We start from the raw sequence: 22,241 nt of genomic DNA, 5'->3' as shown, positions 1-22,241 counted from the left end.
CGCCTTCGGCGAGGATACTTTCAGCAAGAAGAACGGGCGCTGACGTGCCAATCCAGGGTAAATCCGGGATCGAAGACGGTGACGGGGCCGTCTTCGGTGTCGATATGGCCGGGCAGGTCGGGGGCGCCGCGGGCGAGCGTCAACGTGCCCTCATTGGGCGGCAGGCCATAGAAGGCGGGCCCGTTCAGCGATGTGAACGCCTCCAGCCGCGCAAGCGCGCCCTCCTCCTCGAAGACATGCGCAAGGATCGGCAGCGTGTTCGGCGCGGTGAAGCAGCCCGCGCAGCCGCAGGGCTGCAGCTTGGCCGGGTCCGTGTGCGGCGCGCTGTCGGTGCCCAGGAAAAAGCGTGCGTCGCCCGAGGTGGCGGCGGCGCGCAGGGCAAGGCGATGCTCCTCGCGCTTGGCGACGGGCAGGCAGTAGTAATGCGGGCGGATGCCCCCGGCGAGAATGTGGTTGCGGTTGATGACCAGATGATGCGTGGTGATCGTCGCGCCAAGGCCGGTGTCGCAAGATCTGACGTAGTCGACGCCTTGCGACGTGGTGATATGCTCCATCACCACTTTCAGCCCCGGCACGCGTTTGCGCAGCGGATCCAGCACGCGATCGATGAACACCGCCTCGCGGTCGAAGATATCGACTGCGGGATCCGTCACTTCGCCATGCACGCAGAGCGGCAGGCCGATATCTGCCATCCGCTCCAGCACGCCTTGAACGCGGGCGAAATCGGCGACGCCGCTGGCAGAGTTCGTCGTGGCCCCGGCCGGATAGAGCTTGACCGCCGCGATCAGCCCGCTGGCATGGGCCGCGGCGACATCTTCGGGATCCGTGTCCTCGGTCAGGTAGAGCGTCATCAACGGCGTGAACGCGGCGCCTTCGGGCAGCGCGTCGATGATGCGGCTGCGATAGGCGGCGGCATCGGCGCCGGTCACGACCGGCGGCACGAGGTTGGGCATGATGATCGCGCGCCCGAAATGGGCCGCACTCTGCGGCAGGACCGCGCGCAGCATCGCGCCGTCGCGCAAGTGCAGGTGCCAATCGTCGGGGGTGCGCAATGTGATTTGGGTCATGCCGGGCGCTTTACACAATCCCCGCGCGCGGCGCCAGTGGCCGCAGCCGTGAATGGCATCGCGCGCGGCTTAATCGTCCGTATCTTCCTGCGGCGCGGGCGGCGGCATCGAGAGCCCCTGATCCTCGGCCACCTTGTAGGCCGCCTCGATCGCCTTGCGGAAGGGGCGCGCATTGCGCTGCTCCAGAACCTTGCGGGCCAGAAGAACGGTCAGGTAGTGCCGCTCGCCTGCCTTCAGCTTTTGCAGCAGGGCGAACTGATAGGCGCCCTCGGAGCGGCGCGCGCGAAAGAGGCTTGCCAAGGCCGCGCGGTCCAGTTTTCCCGCGCTGAGCTGCGCAAGGATGCGAAAGAGGATCGACAGCTTCATCAGCCGCGCCTCCAGATTCGAACCCATGAAGCGCATGCGGAACCGCGTGACGCCCGGCCGCGTGAAAAGCGCGGCATGCATCGCGTCCATCTTGTTCTCGGGGTCGTAGAGGATGAACGCCTCGGACGCGGCATCCAGCATGTCGGGCGCATAGCCATAGCGATCGGTGAAGGACGTGCGCCGCATGTGCCGGTAGCGATCGTCCCACTCGGTCACCCGCGGATCCAGCGTCGCTTGCGGCGCCAGCGCCAGCACCTTGGCGCCGGGCGCCACCACGGAAAAGGCCGCGGCGGCATAGCCGCAAGGGCCGGAGCCGTAGAAGATGACCTGTTCGAAATCCTCGAAAAAGCCGTCGTCGATCAGCCGGTCGAAATAGCCATAGACCGCCGGGTCGCGAAACCAGGTGTCGCCGTCCGACACCAGGCACAGATGCGACCAGCCCAGCGCGCGCACCATCTCCCAGCCCAGCGGCTGGGCATCGGGCGATTGCTTGTCGATGCGCTGATGGGTCTCGAACGTGACCAGCAGTATGGGCTTGTCCTCGATGAAGATGGCCGAATGATGGTCGCCCAGCCGCTGCACATACCCGTCGTCGCCTGCGGCCTCGGCGGCCTTGTCCAGCCACGCCTCGCGCCCCGGAAGTCCCGACAGGGGCGTATCGAAGGTGTTCGGGGTATCCTGCATGATCGATGGTCCTCAAGGTGCTGCCCCGGGGGGCGGGTGTCGCGACGCGTGTATACTAGTCGGCAATTCAGGCAAAACTTTGAAAAATCCGTGTGGTTTGCTGGACAGATCGGGCGCGCCGCCGCAGGATGCCGCGCAAGGATCCAGCGGCGAGGACGCGAACATGAGGCAACCGGGCGATATTGGCGATGTGCAGCAGATGCTGTCGCAGCAGGGATATGTATGCGGCCGCGCGCTGGCCACGGCGCTGTTCCTGTCTCTCAGGCTGGGCCGCCCGCTGTTTCTGGAAGGCGAGGCCGGGACGGGCAAGACCGAAATCGCCAAGGCGATCGCCGCCGCGCTCGGCCGCCGCCTGATCCGGCTGCAATGCTACGAGGGGCTGGATGCGTCAACAGCTGTCTACGAATGGAACTTCGCGGCCCAGATGATCGCCCTGCGCGCGGCCGAGGCGGGCGGGCGCGCGGACAACGATGCGCTGACCCAGCATCTGTTTACCGAACAATTCCTGATCGAGCGGCCCCTGCTGCAGGCCATGCGGCCCCAGCCCGGCGGCGCGCCGGTCCTGCTGATCGACGAGATGGACCGCACCGATGCCCCCTTCGAAGCGTTCCTTCTGGAGGCGCTCAGCGATTTTCAGGTCACCATCCCCGAGCTGGGCACGATCAAGGCGCCCGAGCCTCCCATCGTCATCCTCACCTCGAACCGCACGCGCGAGGTGCATGACGCGCTCAAGCGCCGCTGCCTTTACGCCTGGGTCGACTACCCCGATTTCGAGCGCGAGGCCGAGATCCTGAGCGCCCGCGCGCCGGAGCTGTCCCGGACGCTCAGCCGCGAGGTCGTGGCCTTCGTGCAGGCCCTGCGCACCGAGGATCTGTTCAAGAAACCCGGCGTTGCCGAAACCATCGACTGGGCCAAGTGCCTCCTGGCGCTCGATGCGGTCACGCTCAGCCCGCAGGTGGTGGCCGACACGCTGGGCGCCTTGCTGAAATATCAGGACGATATCGCGAAAATGCAGGGCAGCGAGGCCGCGCGCATTCTTGATCAGGCTCGCGCGGCCCTGCCACCGGCATGAGGCTTCATCTTGGCGCAAATACTTTGGGGAGCCGGCGGTAGAACCCCCCGGCGCGACATATGCACGAATACCCAGACCTCGATCTTCCGGATGATCCGAAACTGGCGCAGAACATCGCCCATTTCATCCGCGCCCTGCGGCGTGCGGGCCTGCCCGTCGGGCCGGGCCGCGTGATCGACGCCGTGCGCGCCGTGGCCGATGTGGGCTTTACCTCCAAGCGCGATTTTTACTGGACGCTGCACGCGCTTTGCGTGACGCGCCCCGAGCACCGGGCCGTCTTTGCGCAGATTTTCCGCCTTTATTGGCGCGATCCGCGCTTTCTAGAGCATATGATGGGCATGCTTTTGCCCACCATGCGCGGCCTGAACGAGAGCCCCGCGGCCAAACCCGCCGAAAAGCGCGCCGCCGAGGCGCTGCTGGACGGCGCGCAGGCGCCGATGCCCCAATTGCCGGACACAAAGGACGAGGACAGCCTGCTGGAGATCGACGCCAGCGCCACCGCCTCGGCGCGCGAACGGCTGCGCAGTCTCGATTTCGAGCAGATGGGCACGGATGAGATCGCGCAGGCCAAGCGCATGCTGTCGCGCCTCACATTGCCGGTGCCACCCATGCTGTCGCGGCGGATGACCCCTGACGCGCGCGGCAGGCTCATCGATGCGCGCGCCACCATGCGCCTTGCCATGCGCCGGGACGGCGAGATCACTCAGCTTGCGCGCCGCACGCACAAGCCCCGCGCGCCGGATCTGGTGGTGCTGTGCGACATCTCCGGCTCGATGAGCCAGTACAGCCGCATGGTGCTGCATTTCGTCCACGCCGTCGCCAACAGCCGCGGCGCGGACCGCAGGGGCGGCTGGGGGCGGGTGCATGCCTTCACCTTCGGCACGCGGCTCAGCAACATCACCCGGCATCTGGACACGCGCGACGTTGACGCCGCGCTCGCCGCCGCCGGGCGCGAGGTGCAGGACTGGGAGGGCGGCACGCGGATCGGCGATTGTCTGGAGGCGTTCAACCGCGACTGGTCCCGCCGCGTGCTGGGGCAGGGCGCCGTGGTGCTGCTGATCACAGACGGGCTGGACCGGGGCGCGCCCGCGCATCTTGCCGCGCAGATCGAGCGGCTGCACCTGACCGCGCGGCGCCTGATCTGGCTCAACCCGCTCTTGCGCTGGGACGGCTTCGCGCCCAAGGCGCAGGGCATCGCGGCGATGCTGCCGCATGTGGATGCGTTGATGGCCTGCCATTCGGTCGCCTCGATCGAGGATCTGGCCGCCGCCTTCGCCGCGCCGCTGAACCCCGCCGAGAAGACGCGGCTGATGGCGGCGCGCTGATCCTTGCCGACACTCACATGGGCCGGAACAAACCTGCCCGCCGCGCGTTTGCAGTCCTGAAGATCTGTTTTTTGCGCAGTGCCGCCATGCGTGCTGCGCAATTCATGCAATGACACAGGAGTACTGACATGCGTCGCAACTGGCTTACTTCGACTACCGCTTTGGCGCTTGTGCTGAACGCGGCCGCACCCATTCCCGGCGCCGCGTCGCGCGGGCCCGTCACCAGCGCGTCCGAGCCGCCGCAGATGTTGCGACTGGCACAAAACGACGCGACCAAGGATGCCGTGGACGTGGTGAATGACGCGCTCGATTCCGCTGCAGAGGACGTGGATGCCGCTGCTGCCGAAGCCGAGCAACAAGCCGCCGAGGCCGCTGCCGAGGCTGAGGAACAAGCCGCGGAGGATGCCGCTGCTGCTGAAGATGCTGCCGCCGCTGAAGCCGAGCAGCAGGCCGCCGAGGATGCCGCCGCTGCCGAGGCAGAGCAACAAGCCGCCGAGGATGCGGCCGAAGCCGAACAGCAAGCCGCCGAAGATGCTGCTGCCGAGGCAGAGCAGCAGGCCGCCGAGGATGCCGCCGCTGCCGAAGCCGAGCAACAGGCCGCCGAAGATGCTGCGGCTGCTGAAGCCGAGCAGCAGGCTGCGGACGACGCTGCGGAAGCCGAAGCGGAGCAGCAAGCTGCTGAGGACGCCGCTGAAGCCGAGGAGCAGGCTGCAGAAGATGATGCCGCTGCAGAAGCCGAAGCCGAGGAACAAGCTGCCGAGGACGCTGCTGCTGCCGAAGCCGATCAGCAGGCCGCCGAAGATGCGGCAGCCGCTGAGGCAGAGTACGAGGCCGCCGAAGAGGCTGACGCAGCCGAGGAGCAGGCGGCGGATGACGCGGTCGCTGCCGAGGAGCAGGCCACCGAGGGCTCTGAAGCTGAAGCTGCCGACGCCGAAGAGCAGCCAGCCGAGAATGCCACTTCTGACGACGCGCAAGAGCCCGCAGCCGATGACGCCGTCACGGAGGGCACAGAGGCCGCGGACACCGAAGGCGCGGCAGAAGATGCCGAGGCGCTGGAAGTGCCCGAAGTGAGCGCCGAGGAGCAGGCCGAAGCCGTCGAGGAAGAAACCGCCGTCCCGGCTGCCGCCGCAGCGGATGGCGACGGCGAGGTTGTCGAGACCGAGGAAGGCACCGTGACCGAAGATCAGGCGCGCGCCTCGAACGAAGAATTCTCGACCACCGCCAGCGGCCAGCAGGCCGCCGCTCCGGCCGCCCAAGGCGCCTCGAAGGACACCGACAAGCTGCTGAAGGCGGTCGGCATCGTTGCCGCTGCGGGCCTTGGGGCCTATGCGGTCGGCAAGATGCTGGATAACGGCGGCGAGGTCGTCTCGAACACCGGCGACCGGGCTGTTGTGCGCGATCCGAACGGGCAGTATCGCATCATCAAGGATGACGACACGCTGCTGCGCCAGCCGGGCAGCAACGTGGCGACCCAGACCTACAACGATGGCTCCACCCGCACCGAGGTGGTCGCGCCGGACAATTCCTCGACCGTGACGATCCGCGCGGCGGACGGGCGCGTCCTGCGCCGCACACGCATCCTGCCCGACGGGCGCGAGGTGGTGCTGTTCGACGACACGCGCGACTTCGAGCGCGTCGATGTCAGCAATCTGCGCCCCGCCGCGCGCGAGCGCAATTATGACTACAGCACCTCCGATGTGGATGGCTTGCGCGCCGCGCTCAGTGCCAAGAACGAAACGCTGCCCGACCGCAGCTTCTCGCTCAACCAGATCCGGCGGATCGACAAGGTGCGCCATCTGGTGCCGGTGATCGCGCTCGATGCGATCAATTTCCGCACCGGCTCGGCGGTGATCGAAGCAGACGAGGCGCAGGATCTGGCCGATCTGGGCCGCGCGATGAAGGCCCAGATCGATGACGATCCGTCGCAGGTGTTCCTGATCGAGGGGCATACCGACACGGTAGGCGACGCCAGCTATAACCTGGCCCTGTCGGACCGGCGCGCGGAATCGGTGGCGCTGGCGCTGACCGAGTATTTCGACGTGCCGCCTGCCAACATGATCGTGCAGGGCTATGGCGAATCCGATCTGCGGATCCGGCAGGCCGGAGACGTGCGCGCCAACCGCCGCGGCGCGGTGCGCAACATCACGCCGCTTCTGGCCGCGCGCTGAGGCATCACCCCCCGGCGGCGTCGCAACGCCGCGCCGCCGGGGAATTTGCATTGAGTGTCACCGCCCTCCGCCTCATACTGCAGGCGGAGGGTTTTTTCATGGCAAAGCTGGACGATATACCCCGCGCCGCCCTTGACTGGCACCGCGCGGGGCAGGGGGCCGCACTGGCCACCGTGGTGCAGACATGGGGCAGCGCGCCGCGTCGGGTGGGTGCGATGCTGGCCGTGTCGGGCAGCGGCGAGATGGCCGGATCGGTCTCGGGCGGCTGCGTCGAGGGCGCAGTCGTCGCCGAGGCGCTGGAGGCCATCGGTGATGGCGGCCTTCGGATGCTGGAATATGGCGTGAATGACGCGGATGCCTTCGCTGTCGGGCTGGCCTGCGGCGGCACGATCCGCGTCATGGTGCAGCCCGTCGGCAGCGCCTTGCCCGCCGAGATGCTGGAAGATCTGGTTGCCGCCCGCGCCGCCCGACAGCCCGCGGCGCTGATCACCGCGCCCGGCGCCGCGCCGCGGCTGGAGCTGTCCGGTCACGACGACCGCTTTCGCATGGACCGGTCGGGGTTCGAGGAGGACGGCCAGACCTTCGTGGCCATCCACAACCCGCCCCTGCGCCTGATCGTCGTCGGCGCTGTGCACATCGCGCAGGCGCTGGTGCCGATGGCGCGCGTTGTCGGGTATGATCCGGTGATCATCGACCCGCGCGCCGCCTTCGCCTCCGAGGCGCGCTTTCCGGGCGAGACGCTGCTGGACGACTGGCCCGATGACGCGGTCCGTGCGCTGGGCCTTGATGGGCGCAGCGCGCTGGTGCTGCTGACGCATGATCCCAAGCTGGACGATCCCGCCCTCGCCGAGGCGCTGCGCAGCGATGTCTTCTATATCGGCGCGCTCGGCTCGACCCGCACGCATGCCAAGCGTCTGGACCGGATGGGCGAGGCGGGGTTTTCGCCGGCCGATCTGGCGCGGATCCATGGCCCTGTCGGGCTGAATATCGGCGCGGCCGGTCCGTCGGAAATCGCGCTCAGCATCCTTGCGCAGATGACGCAGGTTCTGAGGCAGGGGGCATGATCTTCGGTCCGGTTCCGCTGGCGGAGGCGGCGGGCGCAATCCTGGCCCATTCGGTCGCGGTGCCGGGCGGGCGTCTGCGCAAGGGGCTGCTGCTGGAGCCCGAGCATCTGGACCAGCTGCGCGGCGCGGGCCTTTCCGAGGTGACTGTCGCGCGGCTGGAAGACGGCGACGTTGGCGAGGATGACGCAGCCCGGCATCTGGCCGAGGCGCTGGCGGACGGTGCGCCTGGTATCAGGCTGGGCGCGCCGGGCACCGGGCGGGTCAACCTGATTGCCGACGGGCCGGGCGTGGTGCAACTGGATGCGGCGGCGATCCACGCGGCGAACGGCAGCGATCCGATGATCACCATCGCCACCGTTCCGGATATGCAGCAGATGCGCCGCGGCGGCATGATCGCCACGGTCAAGATCATCTCCTACGCGGTGCCGGAGGCGGCCATTTCCGCCGCCTGCGCCGCCGCGCGCGGCGCCGTGCGTCTGGCCGCGCCGCAACTGGCCAGCGCCAGCCTGATCGTGACGGAAACCGCCGCCGGGGCCGGTGACAAGGGCGTTGCCGCCATTGCCGCAAGGCTGGAGGCGTTGCAAACCGACCTCGCGGACGTGATCCGCGTCCCGCACGAGCCGGGCGCCATGGCCGCCGCCTTGCAGCGCGCGCCGGGCGATCTGGTGTTGATCCTGACGGCTTCGGCCACCTCCGACAGCCATGACACCGGGCCTGCGGCGCTGCGGCAGGCAGGCGGGCATGTCATCCGCTTCGGAATGCCGGTCGATCCGGGCAACCTGCTGTTTCTGGGGCATCTGGGCCCGCGCCCCGTGATCGGCCTGCCGGGCTGCGCCCGCGCGCCCAGCCTGAACGGCGCCGACTGGGTGCTCTCGCGCGTTATCTGCGGCATCGAGGTCAGCGCGGTCGATATCGCCGGAATGGGCGTGGGCGGGTTGCTGAAGGAGATCCCGACCCGCCCGATGCCGCGCCGGGGGCGCTGAGCCTACTTCAGCCGGAAAGCCTTTAGGGTCGGCGCGCAATGCGCGCTGTGAATTTGCAGCATTTCCACCGAGCAGGCGCGCCGCCGCGCCGGGCAACCTCATTCACGCTTCTCAATTGGTGGCTTCCCAAGTGCCTGAACCCGTGCTTAACTCGGATCGGGATCAAAAAATAAAATCACTCGGGGAGGAGAAGATGCCACACGTCAGCATGACCGTGAATGGTCAGGCAGCCAAAGGCGAAATCGAGGGCCGGACGCTGCTGGTCGAGTTTTTGCGCGAAACGCTGGGCCTGACCGGCACCCATGTGGGCTGCGACACCAGCCAATGCGGCGCCTGCGTGGTGCATGTGGACGGCAAGGCGGTCAAATCCTGCACCATGTTCGCCGCCGAGGCCGCGGGCGCCACGGTGGACACAATCGAGGGGCAGGCGGCCCCCGACGGCACGCTGAACACGATCCAGCAGGCGTTTCAGGATTACCACGGCCTGCAATGCGGCTTCTGCACGCCGGGCATGGTGATGAGCGCCTCCGCCCTGCTCAAGGACAACCCCAAGCCGACCGAGGCCGAGGTGCGCAGCTATCTGCAAGGCAATATCTGCCGCTGCACCGGCTATCACAACATCGTCAAGGCGATCCTCGCCGCCAGTGGCCAGGACGTGAGCGGCATCGCAGGCGGCATCGCCGCCGAGTAGCGCCGCAGACATATCGCCAACTTAGGGAGACACGACATGCCCAAGGACAACGCATCCGATCATGGCGGAATCGGCGCCAGCCCCAAGCGGCGCGAGGATATCCGCTTCCTCTCCGGCACCGGAAAATACACCGACGACATCAACCTGCGCGGTCAGGCCTACGTGCATTTTCTGCGCTCGGACATCGCGCACGGCAAGATCAACAGCCTTGATCTGAGCGAGGCCGAGCAGATGCCCGGCGTGCTGCGCATCTTTACCGGCGCCGATTTCAAGGATGCCGGCAGCATCCCCTGCGGCTGGCAGGTGACGGACCGCTTCGGCAACCCGATGCAGGAGCCGCGTCACCCGGTCCTGTGCGAGACGCATGTGCGCCATGTGGGCGATCCTTATGCCGCCATCGTGGCGGAAACGCGCGAGCAGGCGCGCGACGCCGCCGAGGCGATCATCGCCGATATCGAAGAGCTGCCCGCGGTCGTGGACATGGCCGAGGCGCTGGAGGACGGCGCGACGAAAGTGCATGAAGACCTCACCAGTAACCTTTGTTTTGACTGGGGTTTCGTCGAAGAGAACAAGCAGGCGGTGGACGACGCGATCAAGAATGCCGCGCATGTCACCACGGTCGAGCTCATCAACAACCGCCTTGTCCCCAACGCGATGGAGCCGCGCGTCGCCATCGGCGATTACAACCGGGGCACCGGCGAGCACACGCTTTATACCACCAGCCAGAACCCCCATGTGATCCGCCTGCTGATGGGCGCCTTCGTGCTGAATATCCCCGAACACAAGCTGCGCGTTGTGGCGCCCGATGTGGGCGGCGGTTTCGGCTCGAAAATCTATCACTACGCCGAGGAGGCCTTCTGCACCTATGCCGCCAAGGCATTGAACAGGCCCGTCAAATGGACCTGCACCCGGTCCGAGGCGTTTCTGAGCGACGCGCAGGCGCGCGATCACGTTACCAAGATCGAGCTTGCGCTGGACAAGGACAACAATTTCACCGCCGTGCGCACCGATACGCTGGCCAACATGGGTGCCTATCTGTCCACCTTCGCCCCATCGATCCCGACATGGCTGCACGGCACGCTGATGGCGGGCAATTACAAGACGCCGCTGGTCTATGTGAACGTGCGCGCGGTCTTTACCAACACGGTCGCGGTCGATGCCTATCGCGGTGCGGGCCGGCCCGAAGCCACCTATCAGCTGGAGCGCGTCATCGATCAGGCCGCGCGCGAGCTTGGCGTGGATCCCATCGCGCTGCGGCGCCAGAATTTCGTGACGGAGTTTCCCTATCAGACACCCGTGGCCGTCGAGTATGATTCCGGCGATTTCAACCGCTTGATGGATAAACTTGAAGCAAAGGCCGATCTGGGCGGCTTTGCCGCGCGCCGCAAGGAAAGCGAGAAGAACGGCAAGCTGCGCGGCGTCGGCATCAACTGCTTCATCGAGGCATGCGGCATCGCGCCGTCGAACCTCGTCGGGCAGCTGGGCGCGCGCGCCGGGCTATATGAGAGCGCCACTGTGCGCGTCAACGCCACCGGCGGCATCACGGTGATGACCGGCAGCCACAGCCACGGGCAGGGGCACGAGACGGTGTTCCCGCAGGTGGTGGCCGACATGATCGGCATAGACGCCAGCATGATCGAGATCGAGCATGGCGACACCGCCAACACGCCGATGGGCATGGGTACCTATGGCTCGCGCTCCATCGCCGTGGGCGGCAGTGCCATGGTGCGCGCCACCGAGAAGATCATCGCCAAGGCCAAGAAGATCGCGGCGCATATCATGGAAGCCTCGGACGGCGATATCGAGCTGAAGGACGGCAAGTTCACTGTCGCGGGCACCGACAAGTCGCTGGCCTGGGGCGACGTGACGCTGGCGGCCTATGTGCCGCACAACTATCCGCTGGACGAGGTCGAGCCGGGGCTGGAGGAAACGGCGTTCTACGATCCCAACAACTTCACCTACCCCTCGGGCGCCTATGCCTGCGAGGTCGAGGTCGACCCCGAGACCGGCAAGGTCACGATCGAGAGATTCACCACCGCCGATGATTTCGGCAATGTGGTGAATCCGATGATCGTGGACGGGCAGGTGCATGGCGGGCTGACGCAAGGGATCGGTCAGGCGCTGATGGAGAATTGCAGCTATGACGCCGACGGCCAGCTTCTGAGTGCCAGCTACATGGATTACTGCATGCCGCGGGCCGATGATGTTCCGTTCTTTGTGGTGGACCACTCGGACGGGACGCCCTGCACCCACAATCCGCTGGGGGTGAAGGGCTGCGGCGAGGCAGGCGCGATCGGATCGACGCCCACGGTGGTCAATGCGGTGATCGACGCGTTGCAGTCGGGCGGGCACGATGTGCCACATATCGACATGCCGGTAACGCCGTCGCGCGTCTGGGCGGCGATGCAGCAAGGATGAGGGAACGGGCCGGGGGCCAGCCCCCGGACCTCTGGGATATTCGAGGCAAGAAGAAGCGCTTGCCGGAATTTGGGAGATGTCGGGATGTATGCATTTGAAATCGAACGGCCGGAGACGGTCGAAGAGGCGATCAAGGCACTGAGCCGCGACGAGGCGCAGCCGCTGGGCGGGGGGCAGACGCTGATCCCGACGCTCAAGCAGCGGTTGGCGATGCCATCCGTTCTGGTCAGCCTGACGGGCATAGCGGCGATGCGCGGGATTTGCACCGATGATGCGGGGCTGCTCTGCATCGGCGGCGGCACCACGCATGGCGAGGTGGCGGCGGGGGCGGATAAATTCGCCGGGCTGGCGATGATGGCCGCGAAGATCGGCGATCCGGCGGTGCGCAACCGTGGCACCATGGGCGGGTCGCTCGCCAATAATGACCCGTCGGCCTGCTGGCCGGCCGCCGCGCTTGGCGCCGGGGCGACCATCGTCACCGACAAGCGCGAGATTGCGGCCGATGATTTCTTTCAGGGGATGTTCGATACCGCGCGCGACGAGGGCGAGATCATCACCGAGGCGAAATTTCCGGTGCCCGAAAAATCGGCCTATGCCAAGTTCGAGCAGCCCGCATCACGCTTTGCGCTGGTGGCGGCCTTTGTCGCGAAATACTCAGGTGGCGTGCGCGTGGCCATCACCGGCGCGTCCGAAAGCGGCGTCTTCCGCTGGACCGAGGCGGAGGAGGCGCTCGGCCGCGATTTCGGGCCGGGGGCGCTTGATGGCCTGCATGTCGAGCCGGACGGGATGATCGGCGATCTGCACGGCACGCCGGAATATCGGGCGCATCTTGTCGGCGTCATGACCCGCCGTGCGGTGGAGGCCGCGCGCTAAGGCGTCCGGCCCCCCGTATCCGGTTCAGAGCGGCTTTCGCGCGATGAAATCGATCAGCGCGGACAGGCCCGCATGTTCGCGCCCCTCGTTAATCTCGCGCGTGTAGGCGCGGTTTTCCAGGATCTCCCAGCCTGCGAAATCCTCTGCCAGAAGCGCCGGGGTATACATGTTTTCCGCATGGGGCGGGCCGCCGGTCTTGTACTCGATCTGCTCGGGCGTATAGCCGTGCAGCATCATCAGGCCGCCGGGCGCGACGCTGCGTTTCATGTGCTGGTGCAGGGTGTCCCGGGCATCCGGCCCGAGAAACTGGATGAAGATACCCGCCACGATGTCGTAGGTCCGGGGCCAGTCATGGGCAGTGACGTCCACCTGCCGGAAATCGACACGCACGTCTTTCTCCGCCGCCAGCTTGCGCGCCTTTTCGATGGCGGAGGGGGCGTATTCCAGCGCTGTCACATTCAGGCCGCGCTGCGCCATGAAGACCGAGTTGCGCCCCTCGCCATCGGCCACGCAGAGCGCCGTCAGACCCGGTTTCAGATAAGCCGCATGATCGGCCAGAAACTGAGCGGGGCTTGTTCCGAAAACGTAATCGTCGGTCTGATAGCGCTCTTCCCACATCGCCGCGGCCCTTCCAAAGTCGAACGGCCCGGAATGATCCCGAGCCGCATGGTTTTCAAATCCTGTCGCCTCGGCGCCTAAAGCGTTTCGCCTTTAACCTGAGACATCAGATAAAGGCGAAACGCGCGAGAGCGCTGATATGTCGCGTGCATTTCGCGAAAATCAGTGTCTCAGGTTTTTCGCGAAACGCTTTAGCGCGGAAGCGGGCCGATGATCATGATCATCTGGCGCCCTTCCATTTTCGGCATGTTCTCGACCTTGCCATGGCCTTCGACGTCGGTCGCAATGCGTTGCAGCAGCGTGCGGCCCAGATCCTGATGCGCCATCTCGCGACCGCGAAAGCGCAGCGTGATCTTGACCTTGTCGCCGCCTTCGAGAAACTTGAAGACGTTGCGCATCTTGACGTCATAATCATGCGTATCGGTGTTGGGGCGGAACTTGACCTCCTTCACCTCGATGATCTTTTGCTTCTTGCGCGCTTCGGCCTCGCGCTTTTGCGTCTCGTACTTGTATTTGCCGAAATCCATGATCTTGCAGACCGGCGGCTTGGCATTCGGCGAGATTTCGACCAGATCAAGGCCCGCTTCTTCGGCCATTTCAAGAGCGCGTGCACCTGACACGACACCGACGTTATCGCCATCGGCCCCGATAAGCCGGATTTCGGCGTCACGGATGCGGTCGTTCACTCGGGGTCCTGTGTCGCGCGTGGGCGGCGCGTTGTGCGGTCTGCGGGCTATGGCTTTGATCCTTCGATTGTTGGGATGTCCGTTCGAGGGTGCAACCTAGACCCCGGCAGACCATGTTTCAAGGCGCAAAATAGGCCGATCCGCGCCGACATGGCGGGAATTTCCCTTGCGCCTTGCCGGAGCGGAAGGCATGACGTCTGATGGAGCACGGGCGGCCCGGATATCACCGGCGGCGCGCCGTGACTGCATTGAATGACTGGGGATTATACTATGAAAAATCTGCTATGGATCGTGCTGGCCGCCATCGTTCTGATCGGCGGTTATGTCCTTGTGACGGGCAAGACCCCGACGGACATGATCGACACCACGACGGACGAGACCATCGAGACGCCCGACACTCTGGAGGATACCGCCTCGGACGCGGGGGACGCCGCTGAGGATGCAGCCGCGGATACCGCGGACGCCGTGGACGAGGCCGCCGAGGAGACGGGCGAGGCAGCGGATGCCGCGGCCGAGGAGACCGGCGAGGCGCTCGACGCGGCGAGCGAAAGCGCCGCAGAGGCCACAGATGATGCCATGAACGCGGTCGAGGACGGCGCGGATGCCGCTGCCGAAGGTGCCGAGGATGCCGTCGATGCAGCCGCGGAAGGCGCGCAAGACGCCGTCGATGCGATGGCCGAAGAGGGCAGCGACGCGATGGAAGTTGTCGATGACGCCGCGCAGGACGCCGCCCAGACGGGCGCAGATGCCGCCGGCGAGGCTGCAGAGGCGGCTGATGATGCCGCGCAGGGCGCAACAGATGACGCGGCGAATGCGCCAAGCGATGCAGCCGATGCGGCCGCAGACAGCGCGGCGGGCGCGCCCGATGCGCTGACGGTTCAGGATTTCGACATGGATGCTGCGGCACAGATGATCGACGATTCTGACATCGGCGATGCGCAGAAAGGCATCCTGAAATCCGCGCTCAGGCAGGCGCAGGACAATCCCGAGATGCTGAAAGCCGCACTCGAGCAGGTGCGCGGCGCGCTGGGAATGTAATCCCGCGCCCTTGCGTTTGAACCGAACCGAAGGCCCCGGCCGCATCGCGCGACCGGGGCCTTTTTCATGCCGCGATGGGCGCGCGATCAGTCAAGCGCGGAGCCCCGCGCCGCCTCGGGTGCGCGTCGATGACCGCGCGCCATTGGTCGCATTGACGGCCCCTCGACCCCCGCGCAAGGTTTGCTGCAAGACATCAGTCGCGAGGAACGGCCATGAAAATCGCATTCGTCACCACGCCGGAAAAGGGCGGTATAGATATACTTCTGTCGGGCATTGCATCGCGGCTTCAGGCCGAGGGGGTGCCGCTGGCCGGGATCGTCAAGGATCTGGACCACGACAGCCGCTTTGCCAATGGCTGCGACATGAAAGTGCGCGTTCTGCCCGCGGGGCCGGTCATCAAGATCACGCAGGATCTGGGCGCCGGCTCGGACGCGTGCCGTCTGGATCCCGGCGCGATCGCCGAGGCGGTGATGCGTGTGGAGGCGGGCAATCTGGAGGGTGCGAAGATGTTCATCCTCAACAAGTTCGGCCCCGAAGAGGCCGCCGGGCGCGGCTTCTGCGCCGCTATCGGCACGGCGCTGGAGGCTGGTATTCCGGTGCTGGTGGGGGTGAGCCGCGCCAATATGGACGCGTTCGATGCGTTCTCCGGCGGGCTGGCCACGGCGCTGGCGCCGCAGCCGGAGACGGTGCTGAACTGGGCGCGCGCGGCTGTAACGAGCGACGCGCCCGCGTAGGGCACACTGCCGGAGCCTCAGGCGGCGATGGCGGATTCCAGCGCGGCGCCCTCGAACGCGACGATGCAGGCCTGCATCTGGGCTGCGTCCTCGAACAGGCAGGCCGCCGTCGACAGCGCATCGGCCAGCGCGGCGGACCGGGCCGAGACGGTGATCTCGCGCCACATGGCGCGCGCAGGTTTGCCCGTCACCGGATCGAGGATATGGCCCAAAGTCGCGCGCTCATCGAAGGTCGTGCCAAGGGGCGCAGATGTGGCCAGCGCCCGCGCGCGCAGCGCAACGCTGCCGCCCGCGGCCAGCTTGACGGGCCACGCGCTGCCATCGGGGCGCCCGCCCAGTGCGCGGAACTCGCCCGTGTCGATCAGGATATCCGTCAGACCTTCGGTCTCCAGCATCCCGGCGATGCGGTCGGCGATATAGCCTTGCGCAATCCCGTTGAGCGTCAGCGCCATGCCGGGTGCCATGGTGATGGAGGCCGGATCGAGCGCGACACGCTCCCAACCGGCCTGCGCGCGCGCGCGGCTGAGGCTGGCATCATCGGGCAGCGTCCCCAGCGCCGACGCCTCGGCATAGGCGGCCCAGAGCGGTTGCACCGTCGGATCGAACCGGCCACCGCTGGCCGCGTGCACGGCGGCCGCGAGCGACAGGCACTCCAGCAGCTCGAATGGCGGCGCGGCCAGATGCCCCTCGCGGTTCAGCCGCATCAGGGCGCTTTGCGGACGGTAAAGGCTGAAGACATCCTCCAGCCGCGAGATTTCCGCGGCCACCCGCGCGCTGATCGCCTTGGCATCGGGATGGGCAAGGCGCAGCGTCGCCGTGGTTCCCAGCGCGGCGCCCTGCCAGGTGTGGACGGGTTGCGCAAATCCGGCGGCGGGCAGGGCAAGCGCGGCCGCGCTGATGGTCAGAAATCGGCGGCGGGTTGTCATGATGTCAGTCTCCCACTGTGCGCGACAGGTTGCGCAGGCGTTCTTGAAAATCGGTCTCATCCGGCTCGCCGTCCAGCTCGACAGGGGTCAGCACGGCGCTGTCCGGTATGGCATCGAGGCGCATCACCTCGCCGCCATTGGCCGCGGCGAAGGTCTCGGCCGCCGCAGGTGTCGAGAAGGGCACGATTTCGGGTGCCCCCATGCCGCCGACGATATCGGCGCCGACGACAAAATGCGCCTCTTCCGCGTCGATCCAGTTGGCCGCGCCCGGCGCGTCCCATGTGGCGCCGGGCGCGCCCATGTCGCTGACCCAGACGGCCAGCACGTCGTGGCTTTGTTCGGGCATGCGCAGATAGGCGATGACATCCCGCACCTGGCTGAAAAACAGCGGCGCGCCGGGCAGGCCGGCCAGATGTGCCTGCGCCTTGGGGCCGTCATGCTCCAGCAGGTTCATCTGGCAATAATGCCCGACGGCGCTTTGCGTCAGGGCCAGGGGCGCGGTGTTCTGCGCCTCCTCCTGCTTGCAGGCGGCGAGGGCCAGAAGCGCGGCGATGATCAGCGCGGTCCTCACGGCTCGACCTTTCGGAACGCAAGCGCGGCCAGACCCAGCGACAGCAGCGGCCAGAGGCCGATGGACAGCAGCGACTGCCACGGCGCGATCGCCGCGGCCGCGCCGCCCACGCCCGATGCCGCCGCGGTGGCCTGCGCGGCGCTCAGGTTGAACAGGCGGAACGCATCGGCCGGGTTGGCCAGCAGAAGGCCGGGGAAAATGCGGGTGGTGAAGGTGCCGCCATCATCGGCCACGACCGCGGCCAGAAGGCCCAGATCATAGAGCACCACGAGCCCCAGCCACAGCCCGATCGCGAGGCCCGCCGCGCCCGACACGCGCCGCGCCATCGACGACAGCGCATAGCCGATCCCGAGGAAGGTGGCGCCCAGCAGGACCGATGTCCATGTCAAGCGCCAGAGCGCGCCAAGCCCCGCCAGCGCCGCCGGATCGGCGGCAATCGTGACAGCCGCCGCCGCGCCGTAGCCCGCGACGATGGCGACGATCAGGATCGCGGTATGCGCCACCAGCTTGCCCGCCAGCACCTCCCAGCGGGCGACGGGATAGGTCAGCAGCAGGGGCAGCGTGCCGCGCTCCACCTCGCCGGCCACGGCGTCAAACGACATGAGCAGCGCCACCAGCGGCACCAGATAGACCGACAGTGACGTGAGCGAAGCAACCACCACCGACAGCCGGTCGGCCCCCAGCGCGCCGGTTGGCGCCGATCCGGCCGCCGACAGCACCAGCGAGAAGACCACCATCAGCAGCACCGCGATCAGCACCCAGCGGTTGCGCCGGGCGATATGGATCTCGGTCGTGGCGGTGGCGAGGATGCGGGCGATCATTGGCCGTCCCTCCGGCTGAAATGGCTGTAGATGTCCTCAAGGCTGGGCGGAATCACCTCCAGATCCGCGACCTTGCCCCCCAGCGCGGTGATGCGCCCCAGCGTGGCCAGCTTGTCCTCCTGCGAGCAATTCAGGTGTAGCGCGTCATGAACGCGGATCGCACCGGGCAGGGCCGCCAGAATATCGCTGTCATGGCCGTTATGCGCGGTGACATGCAGCGCGACGGGCAGGGCGGCCTCGCGGCGCAGATCGCTTAGCGTGCCTTGCGCCACCATCTTGCCGCCCGACAGGATCAGCAGCCGGTCGGTGCGCGCCTCGACTTCGGTCAGGGCGTGGCTGGACAGAAGGATCGACGCGCCATCGGCGGCCAGCCCGTCCAGAAGCTCGTAGAAATCGCGGCGCGAGACGGGGTCCAGCCCGCTGGTGGGCTCGTCCAGCACCAGAAGGCTGGGACGCCCGATCAGCGCCTGCGCCAGCCCGACGCGCTGGCGCATCCCCTTGGAATAGGTGCCGATCCGGCGCCTCGCCGCAAAACCCAGCCCGACACGGTCCAGAAGCTCCATCGCGCCGGACGTATCCTCGCCGCGCAGGCGCATGTAATAGGTGATCTGCTCCAGCCCGGTCAGGGCAGAATGGAAGGTGGCGTTTTCGGGCAGATAGGCCACCTTGGCGCGCGCGCTGGCATGGCCGGGCGCCGCGCCGCAGACCGACACCTGCCCGCTATCGGGTGCGATGAGGCCAAGGATGATCTTCATCAGCGTCGATTTGCCCGCGCCATTATGGCCCAGAAGCGCCACACGCTCGCCCGGCGCAAGGCCGAGCGAGACATCCGACAACGCGCGCGTGCCGCCGAACGTCTTAGTGAGTTGCGAGATCGTTAACGTCGAAGTCATTGAGATCACTTTCATCCCTGTTGGCGACGGCTTCGGCCTCCATCTGGGTGTATTCGGAGGAAACTGCAAACTCGGGCGCATGCATCAGCGGAAAGCTGTCGACAACGCCGCCGGGCAGTGTTGCGGGAAAGCTGGACTGCGCCCAGCGGATCAGTTGCACGGCCGGCGCGCCGGTCAGCAGGGCGGCGGCGGGCTGCGACCACAGGATATGATCCATCAGGTCGTTGGGGCGAAAAACGCTGTCGGCGATGCCGTCACCGCCGAGGTCAAAGCCGGGGTGGTCGGACCAGTAATTGCCGCGGCCCTCGAAGCTCCATTCGATGTCGCGGGTGCCGACATATTTCACCTGCGTGCGGTTGGCGATGAACGCGTTGCCGGTCAGCACGTTGCGCTCGGACCCGGCGGTGAAATGGATGCCGATATTGCACCCTTCAAAGCGGTTGCCGACGATCAGGTTCTTGTGCGCGTTGTAGATGAAGGTGCAGCGATCCGCCCCGCCGCGCACCAGGTTGCCCGAGACGTCGGCATTGTTGGCATAGTTCAGCATCACGCCGTGGCTGATGTCCGACAGGCTGAGATTGTCCTTCACGATCACCTGGTTGGAGAACATGATCGCATAGCCCAGATGGTTGCCGATCGACACGTTGCCGGACACCTCGGAATTGTTGGTATACATGTAATGCACGGCAAAACGCAGGTCGCGAAAGAGGTTGTCGCGGTAGGTTCCCGTGCGCGAGGCGTTCGAGAAGATGCCGTCGCGGCCCCAGCGGACGGAGTTCCCCTCGACCAGCGTGCCGGGCGAGTTCCACACATAGATGCCGTTGCCACGGTCGTTCATGCGCGGATTGCGCGTGCCCTCGATAATGTTGCCGCGCACCTGCGCGTCATGGCCGCCATGCACGTCGATGCCGTGCAGATTGCCCAGAACGCGGTTATCCTCGACGATGGCGCGGTCAGCCTTCTTGAGGATCTTGATGCCGGCATCGAGGTCCTTGTTGCTCATCCCCGATCCGGTGACGGTCAGGCCCCGCAGGGTGACGTCCGCCGCGTCGATGGTCACGGCGGTGCCGTTTGACATCCCGTCGATGATCGCCTCGTGGCTGCCGGTCACGGTCAGCGGGCGGTCGATGATGACGGCGCCCTCGTGGCGGCCCGGACGCAAGGTCAGCACATCGCCGGGGCTGGCCCCGGCGATGGCGTTCGCAAGGCTCCCCGGTCCGGGCGCCACGTCTATTTCGGCCGCCCAGAGGGGCAGCGCGATCAGGACGGACAGACCACAGATCAGGGAGCGCAGCATGGCTCAGCTTGCCTTCGGTTCGACAAACATCCGGCCGCGCATCTCCATGTGGAGCGCGTGGCAGAACCACTGGCAATAGTACCAGAAGACGCCCGGCTGGGCCGCAACGAAGGTGACGGAGGCGGTCGCCTGGGGCGCCACTTCCATCGCCACGCCGTGGTTGCCCATGGTAAAGCCATGCGTCAGGTCGTCGATGTCATCGAGGTTGGTCACGATGACGGTCACTTCGTCGCCCTGCTGCACCGTGAACGATTCCAGCGAGAAGCTGGGCGCGTTCGCGGACATGTAGACGCGCACCTTGTTGCCGTCGCGAATGACCTCTTCCTGCCAGTCGTCCAGATCGACGCCGTCCTTTTCGGCCTGCGCGCGCACATCGGCCCACATCGGGTCGTTGCGGTCCCAGACCGATTTGGGGTTCACCTTGCTGGGATCGACCAGGATCGCGTCATGCGGCTCGGCGAAGGTGGGGCCGTCATGGAGCAACGTCAGGGTGTCGCCGTCGATGGCAAAGAGCTGCTCGTTCTCGGGCTTGAGCGGTCCGACATTGAGGAACCGGTCCTTGGAGAACTTGTTCATCGTCAGGTAGTACTTGGCGCTCGCCTCCAGCGTTTCGCCCATCACGGTCGAGTTGTGGCCGGGCTGGTAATGCACGTCCTGCTTGGTGATGATCGGATCGACATCCTCGCCATTGTAAAGCTGGATCGCCTTTTCGATGTCCCACACCACCACCTGGCTGTCGAGGAAGAGCGTCGTATAGGCGCGGCCCGTCCCGTCAAAGCAGGTGTGAAGCGGCCCAAGGCCCAGCTCGGGCTCGGCCACGACGACGCTGCGCGGATCGGCATCCTCGTCGAACACCGCGTCCAGCTTGCGCACGTCGATCACCGACACGGTGGGCGACAGTTTGCCCGCGATGCACAGGTGGATCTTGTCGGGCGCCATGTTGCAGCCATGCGGGTTGTTCGGGATCGGGATATAGCGGGTGTATTTCTTGTTCTGACCCTTGCGCCCGTCGATCACCTTGACGCCGTTCAGCTCCTGGTAATCGCCCGCTTCGATGCCCTTTTCGATCTCCTTGATGTTGAAGACAACGACATGGTCCATGTCCGCCTCGGTCATGTCGGCGAGGGTCATGCCCATTTCCGAGTTGTACGAGGTCGAGAAGGCGTATTTGCCGTCATAGTCGCAATCGGTGTTGTCGAGGTTGCCGGTGACCATCACCTGCCATGCGACGGTCATCTCGTCGGCATTCACGGCGGTGTAGAAGTTCACGTATTTTTCCGGCTCGTCCAGGATCTTGCCGTCATTGACCATCGGCACTTCGTCTTCGCCGTTGCAGAAGACATAGTCGGTCCGGGGCCATTTCTGCGGACGCAGGCCGTGGATCGCCTTGGCGTTGGGGATCTCGATGATCTTGTCGCACTTCATCACGTCGCAGCGCACGCGTGCGACGCGGGTGTTGGCCTTGTCGTTCATGAACAGGTAGCGGCCGTCATATTTTCCTTCGGTGAAGGACATGTGCGGGTGGTGCAAATCGCCGTTGGGCGGAAATTCATGGCCGTTCGCGGCCAGATATTCCTTGGTCTTGGGCAAAAGGCCCTCGGTCAGGATCTTCTTGGATTCGTTGGAAATGCCCCAGCCGGTGGCCGAGCAGGTGTTGAAGACGGGAATCCGCATCAGCTCGCGCATGGAGGGGATGCCCAGAATGCGCATCTCGCCGCACTGGCCCGAGGACCAGAAGCCATAGAATTCGTCCAGCTGGCCGGGCGCCACTTCGGCGTCGGCGGCGGCGCGGGCGCTGGTGGTGCCTGCCAGTGTTGCGGCGCCCGCAACGGCCCCGCCTGTCAGCATCGCGCGGCTGCCAAGCGCGCCGGCCAGCGCCGCGCCTCCTGCGGTCGCGCCCAGAAGGCTGCGCCGCGAGATGGGAAGTTTCTTACCCTCGGACATGA

The 22,241-nt window shown here is 66.3% G+C and carries 20 protein-coding genes; 10 read left to right on the top strand and 10 right to left on the bottom strand.

Features of this window, described 5'->3' with window-relative positions; translation table 11 throughout:
* Positions 1-20: 20 nt before the first annotated feature.
* Complete coding sequence (gene pyrC / locus DC366_RS01715) at positions 21-1,067, bottom strand: dihydroorotase (protein WP_108690446.1); 1,047 nt, start codon at positions 1,065-1,067, stop codon at positions 21-23.
* 69 nt (positions 1,068-1,136) lie between these two features.
* A complete protein-coding gene (locus tag DC366_RS01710; RefSeq protein WP_108690445.1) occupies positions 1,137-2,117 on the bottom strand; it encodes a phosphoadenosine phosphosulfate reductase in 981 nt (326 codons plus the stop codon).
* Between the two features lie 163 nt (positions 2,118-2,280).
* On the opposite strand from DC366_RS01710, the gene DC366_RS01705 reads away from it, so the two are divergent.
* The 8 genes from DC366_RS01705 (at position 2,281) to DC366_RS01670 (ending at position 12,711) form a co-directional block, all read left to right on the top strand.
* On the top strand, positions 2,281-3,189 hold the full coding sequence (locus DC366_RS01705; protein WP_108690810.1) for an AAA family ATPase: 909 nt from the start codon (positions 2,281-2,283) through the stop codon (positions 3,187-3,189).
* 59 nt (positions 3,190-3,248) lie between these two features.
* Positions 3,249-4,514 carry a vWA domain-containing protein gene (locus DC366_RS01700; protein WP_108690444.1) on the top strand — a complete coding sequence of 422 codons (1,266 nt, stop codon included), beginning with the start codon at positions 3,249-3,251 and terminating at the stop codon, positions 4,512-4,514.
* A 128-nt stretch (positions 4,515-4,642) separates the two neighbouring features.
* Positions 4,643-6,682 (top strand): OmpA family protein, encoded by a 2,040-nt coding sequence (locus DC366_RS01695; RefSeq protein ID WP_133176156.1) that lies wholly within the window; start codon positions 4,643-4,645, stop codon positions 6,680-6,682.
* A 98-nt stretch (positions 6,683-6,780) separates the two neighbouring features.
* Positions 6,781-7,746 (top strand): XdhC family protein, encoded by a 966-nt coding sequence (locus DC366_RS01690; protein ID WP_108690809.1) that lies wholly within the window; start codon positions 6,781-6,783, stop codon positions 7,744-7,746.
* A complete protein-coding gene (locus DC366_RS01685; protein ID WP_108690442.1) occupies positions 7,743-8,729 on the top strand; it encodes a molybdopterin-binding protein in 987 nt (328 codons plus the stop codon). The genes DC366_RS01690 and DC366_RS01685 overlap by 4 nt, the downstream gene beginning before the upstream one ends.
* 193 nt (positions 8,730-8,922) lie before the next feature.
* On the top strand, positions 8,923-9,420 hold the full coding sequence (locus DC366_RS01680) for a (2Fe-2S)-binding protein (protein WP_108690441.1): 498 nt from the start codon (positions 8,923-8,925) through the stop codon (positions 9,418-9,420).
* A 36-nt stretch (positions 9,421-9,456) separates the two neighbouring features.
* Positions 9,457-11,838, top strand: a complete 2,382-nt coding sequence (locus tag DC366_RS01675) for a xanthine dehydrogenase family protein molybdopterin-binding subunit (protein ID WP_108690440.1) — start codon at positions 9,457-9,459, stop codon at positions 11,836-11,838.
* 84 nt (positions 11,839-11,922) lie between these two features.
* A complete protein-coding gene (locus DC366_RS01670) occupies positions 11,923-12,711 on the top strand; it encodes an FAD binding domain-containing protein (RefSeq protein WP_108690439.1) in 789 nt (262 codons plus the stop codon).
* A gap of 24 nt (positions 12,712-12,735) precedes the next feature.
* Here the strand turns inward: DC366_RS01670 and DC366_RS01665 are convergent, their stop codons facing one another.
* Together DC366_RS01665 and infC are read right to left on the bottom strand one after the other, a co-directional pair.
* Positions 12,736-13,329, bottom strand: a complete 594-nt coding sequence (locus DC366_RS01665; RefSeq protein WP_108690438.1) for an SAM-dependent methyltransferase — start codon at positions 13,327-13,329, stop codon at positions 12,736-12,738.
* Positions 13,330-13,520: 191 nt separating this feature from the next.
* Entirely contained in the window at positions 13,521-14,015 is a 495-nt protein-coding gene (gene infC / locus DC366_RS01660) for a translation initiation factor IF-3 (RefSeq protein WP_243405002.1), read from the bottom strand.
* A gap of 270 nt (positions 14,016-14,285) precedes the next feature.
* Here infC and DC366_RS01655 point away from each other — a divergent pair, with 270 nt between their 5' ends.
* Together DC366_RS01655 and DC366_RS01650 are read left to right on the top strand one after the other, a co-directional pair.
* The gene (locus tag DC366_RS01655; RefSeq protein ID WP_108690436.1) at positions 14,286-15,053 is read left to right on the top strand and encodes a translation initiation factor 3; all 768 of its coding nucleotides are present in this window, start codon (positions 14,286-14,288) and stop codon (positions 15,051-15,053) included.
* A gap of 212 nt (positions 15,054-15,265) precedes the next feature.
* The gene (locus DC366_RS01650; protein WP_108690435.1) at positions 15,266-15,787 is read left to right on the top strand and encodes a DUF2478 domain-containing protein; all 522 of its coding nucleotides are present in this window, start codon (positions 15,266-15,268) and stop codon (positions 15,785-15,787) included.
* Positions 15,788-15,804: 17 nt separating this feature from the next.
* On the opposite strand, the gene DC366_RS01645 is transcribed toward DC366_RS01650, so the two are convergent.
* Genes DC366_RS01645 through nosZ form a run of 6 tightly spaced genes read right to left on the bottom strand, consistent with a single transcriptional unit; the run spans position 15,805 to position 22,239 of the window.
* On the bottom strand, positions 15,805-16,713 hold the full coding sequence (locus tag DC366_RS01645) for an FAD:protein FMN transferase (RefSeq protein WP_108690434.1): 909 nt from the start codon (positions 16,711-16,713) through the stop codon (positions 15,805-15,807).
* A gap of 4 nt (positions 16,714-16,717) precedes the next feature.
* On the bottom strand, positions 16,718-17,284 hold the full coding sequence (locus DC366_RS01640; protein WP_108690433.1) for a nitrous oxide reductase accessory protein NosL: 567 nt from the start codon (positions 17,282-17,284) through the stop codon (positions 16,718-16,720).
* Positions 17,281-18,105: an ABC transporter permease gene (locus DC366_RS01635; RefSeq protein ID WP_108690432.1), complete on the bottom strand. Its 825-nt coding sequence runs from the start codon at positions 18,103-18,105 to the stop codon at positions 17,281-17,283. Before DC366_RS01635 ends, DC366_RS01640 begins: the two co-directional genes overlap by 4 nt.
* Positions 18,102-18,998 (bottom strand): ABC transporter ATP-binding protein, encoded by an 897-nt coding sequence (locus DC366_RS01630; RefSeq protein WP_108690431.1) that lies wholly within the window; start codon positions 18,996-18,998, stop codon positions 18,102-18,104. The genes DC366_RS01635 and DC366_RS01630 overlap by 4 nt, the downstream gene beginning before the upstream one ends.
* On the bottom strand, positions 18,964-20,295 hold the full coding sequence (locus DC366_RS01625; protein WP_108690430.1) for a nitrous oxide reductase family maturation protein NosD: 1,332 nt from the start codon (positions 20,293-20,295) through the stop codon (positions 18,964-18,966). The genes DC366_RS01630 and DC366_RS01625 overlap by 35 nt, the downstream gene beginning before the upstream one ends.
* A 3-nt stretch (positions 20,296-20,298) precedes the next feature.
* On the bottom strand, positions 20,299-22,239 hold the full coding sequence (nosZ, locus tag DC366_RS01620) for a TAT-dependent nitrous-oxide reductase (protein ID WP_108690808.1): 1,941 nt from the start codon (positions 22,237-22,239) through the stop codon (positions 20,299-20,301).
* Positions 22,240-22,241 lie beyond the last annotated feature (2 nt).

It is taken from the genome of Pelagivirga sediminicola, from assembly GCF_003072125.1.
Lineage (GTDB): Bacteria > Pseudomonadota > Alphaproteobacteria > Rhodobacterales > Rhodobacteraceae > Roseovarius > Roseovarius sediminicola.
This window is presented reverse-complemented; position numbering and strand designations above follow the sequence as displayed.

What these genes read in the sequence shown, in the direction of transcription:
- pyrC (WP_108690446.1), bottom strand. Translation starts at nt 1,067, where the DNA reads ATGACCCAAATCACATTGCGCACCCCCGACGATTGGCACCTGCACTTG.
- DC366_RS01710 (WP_108690445.1), bottom strand. Translation starts at nt 2,117, where the DNA reads ATGCAGGATACCCCGAACACCTTCGATACGCCCCTGTCGGGACTTCCG.
- DC366_RS01705 (WP_108690810.1), top strand. Translation starts at nt 2,281, where the DNA reads ATGAGGCAACCGGGCGATATTGGCGATGTGCAGCAGATGCTGTCGCAG.
- DC366_RS01700 (WP_108690444.1), top strand. Translation starts at nt 3,249, where the DNA reads ATGCACGAATACCCAGACCTCGATCTTCCGGATGATCCGAAACTGGCG.
- DC366_RS01695 (WP_133176156.1), top strand. Translation starts at nt 4,643, where the DNA reads ATGCGTCGCAACTGGCTTACTTCGACTACCGCTTTGGCGCTTGTGCTG.
- DC366_RS01690 (WP_108690809.1), top strand. Translation starts at nt 6,781, where the DNA reads ATGGCAAAGCTGGACGATATACCCCGCGCCGCCCTTGACTGGCACCGC.
- DC366_RS01685 (WP_108690442.1), top strand. Translation starts at nt 7,743, where the DNA reads ATGATCTTCGGTCCGGTTCCGCTGGCGGAGGCGGCGGGCGCAATCCTG.
- DC366_RS01680 (WP_108690441.1), top strand. Translation starts at nt 8,923, where the DNA reads ATGCCACACGTCAGCATGACCGTGAATGGTCAGGCAGCCAAAGGCGAA.
- DC366_RS01675 (WP_108690440.1), top strand. Translation starts at nt 9,457, where the DNA reads ATGCCCAAGGACAACGCATCCGATCATGGCGGAATCGGCGCCAGCCCC.
- DC366_RS01670 (WP_108690439.1), top strand. Translation starts at nt 11,923, where the DNA reads ATGTATGCATTTGAAATCGAACGGCCGGAGACGGTCGAAGAGGCGATC.
- DC366_RS01665 (WP_108690438.1), bottom strand. Translation starts at nt 13,329, where the DNA reads ATGTGGGAAGAGCGCTATCAGACCGACGATTACGTTTTCGGAACAAGC.
- DC366_RS01655 (WP_108690436.1), top strand. Translation starts at nt 14,286, where the DNA reads ATGAAAAATCTGCTATGGATCGTGCTGGCCGCCATCGTTCTGATCGGC.
- DC366_RS01650 (WP_108690435.1), top strand. Translation starts at nt 15,266, where the DNA reads ATGAAAATCGCATTCGTCACCACGCCGGAAAAGGGCGGTATAGATATA.
- DC366_RS01645 (WP_108690434.1), bottom strand. Translation starts at nt 16,713, where the DNA reads ATGACAACCCGCCGCCGATTTCTGACCATCAGCGCGGCCGCGCTTGCC.
- DC366_RS01635 (WP_108690432.1), bottom strand. Translation starts at nt 18,105, where the DNA reads ATGATCGCCCGCATCCTCGCCACCGCCACGACCGAGATCCATATCGCC.
- DC366_RS01630 (WP_108690431.1), bottom strand. Translation starts at nt 18,998, where the DNA reads ATGACTTCGACGTTAACGATCTCGCAACTCACTAAGACGTTCGGCGGC.
- DC366_RS01625 (WP_108690430.1), bottom strand. Translation starts at nt 20,295, where the DNA reads ATGCTGCGCTCCCTGATCTGTGGTCTGTCCGTCCTGATCGCGCTGCCC.
- nosZ (WP_108690808.1), bottom strand. Translation starts at nt 22,239, where the DNA reads ATGTCCGAGGGTAAGAAACTTCCCATCTCGCGGCGCAGCCTTCTGGGC.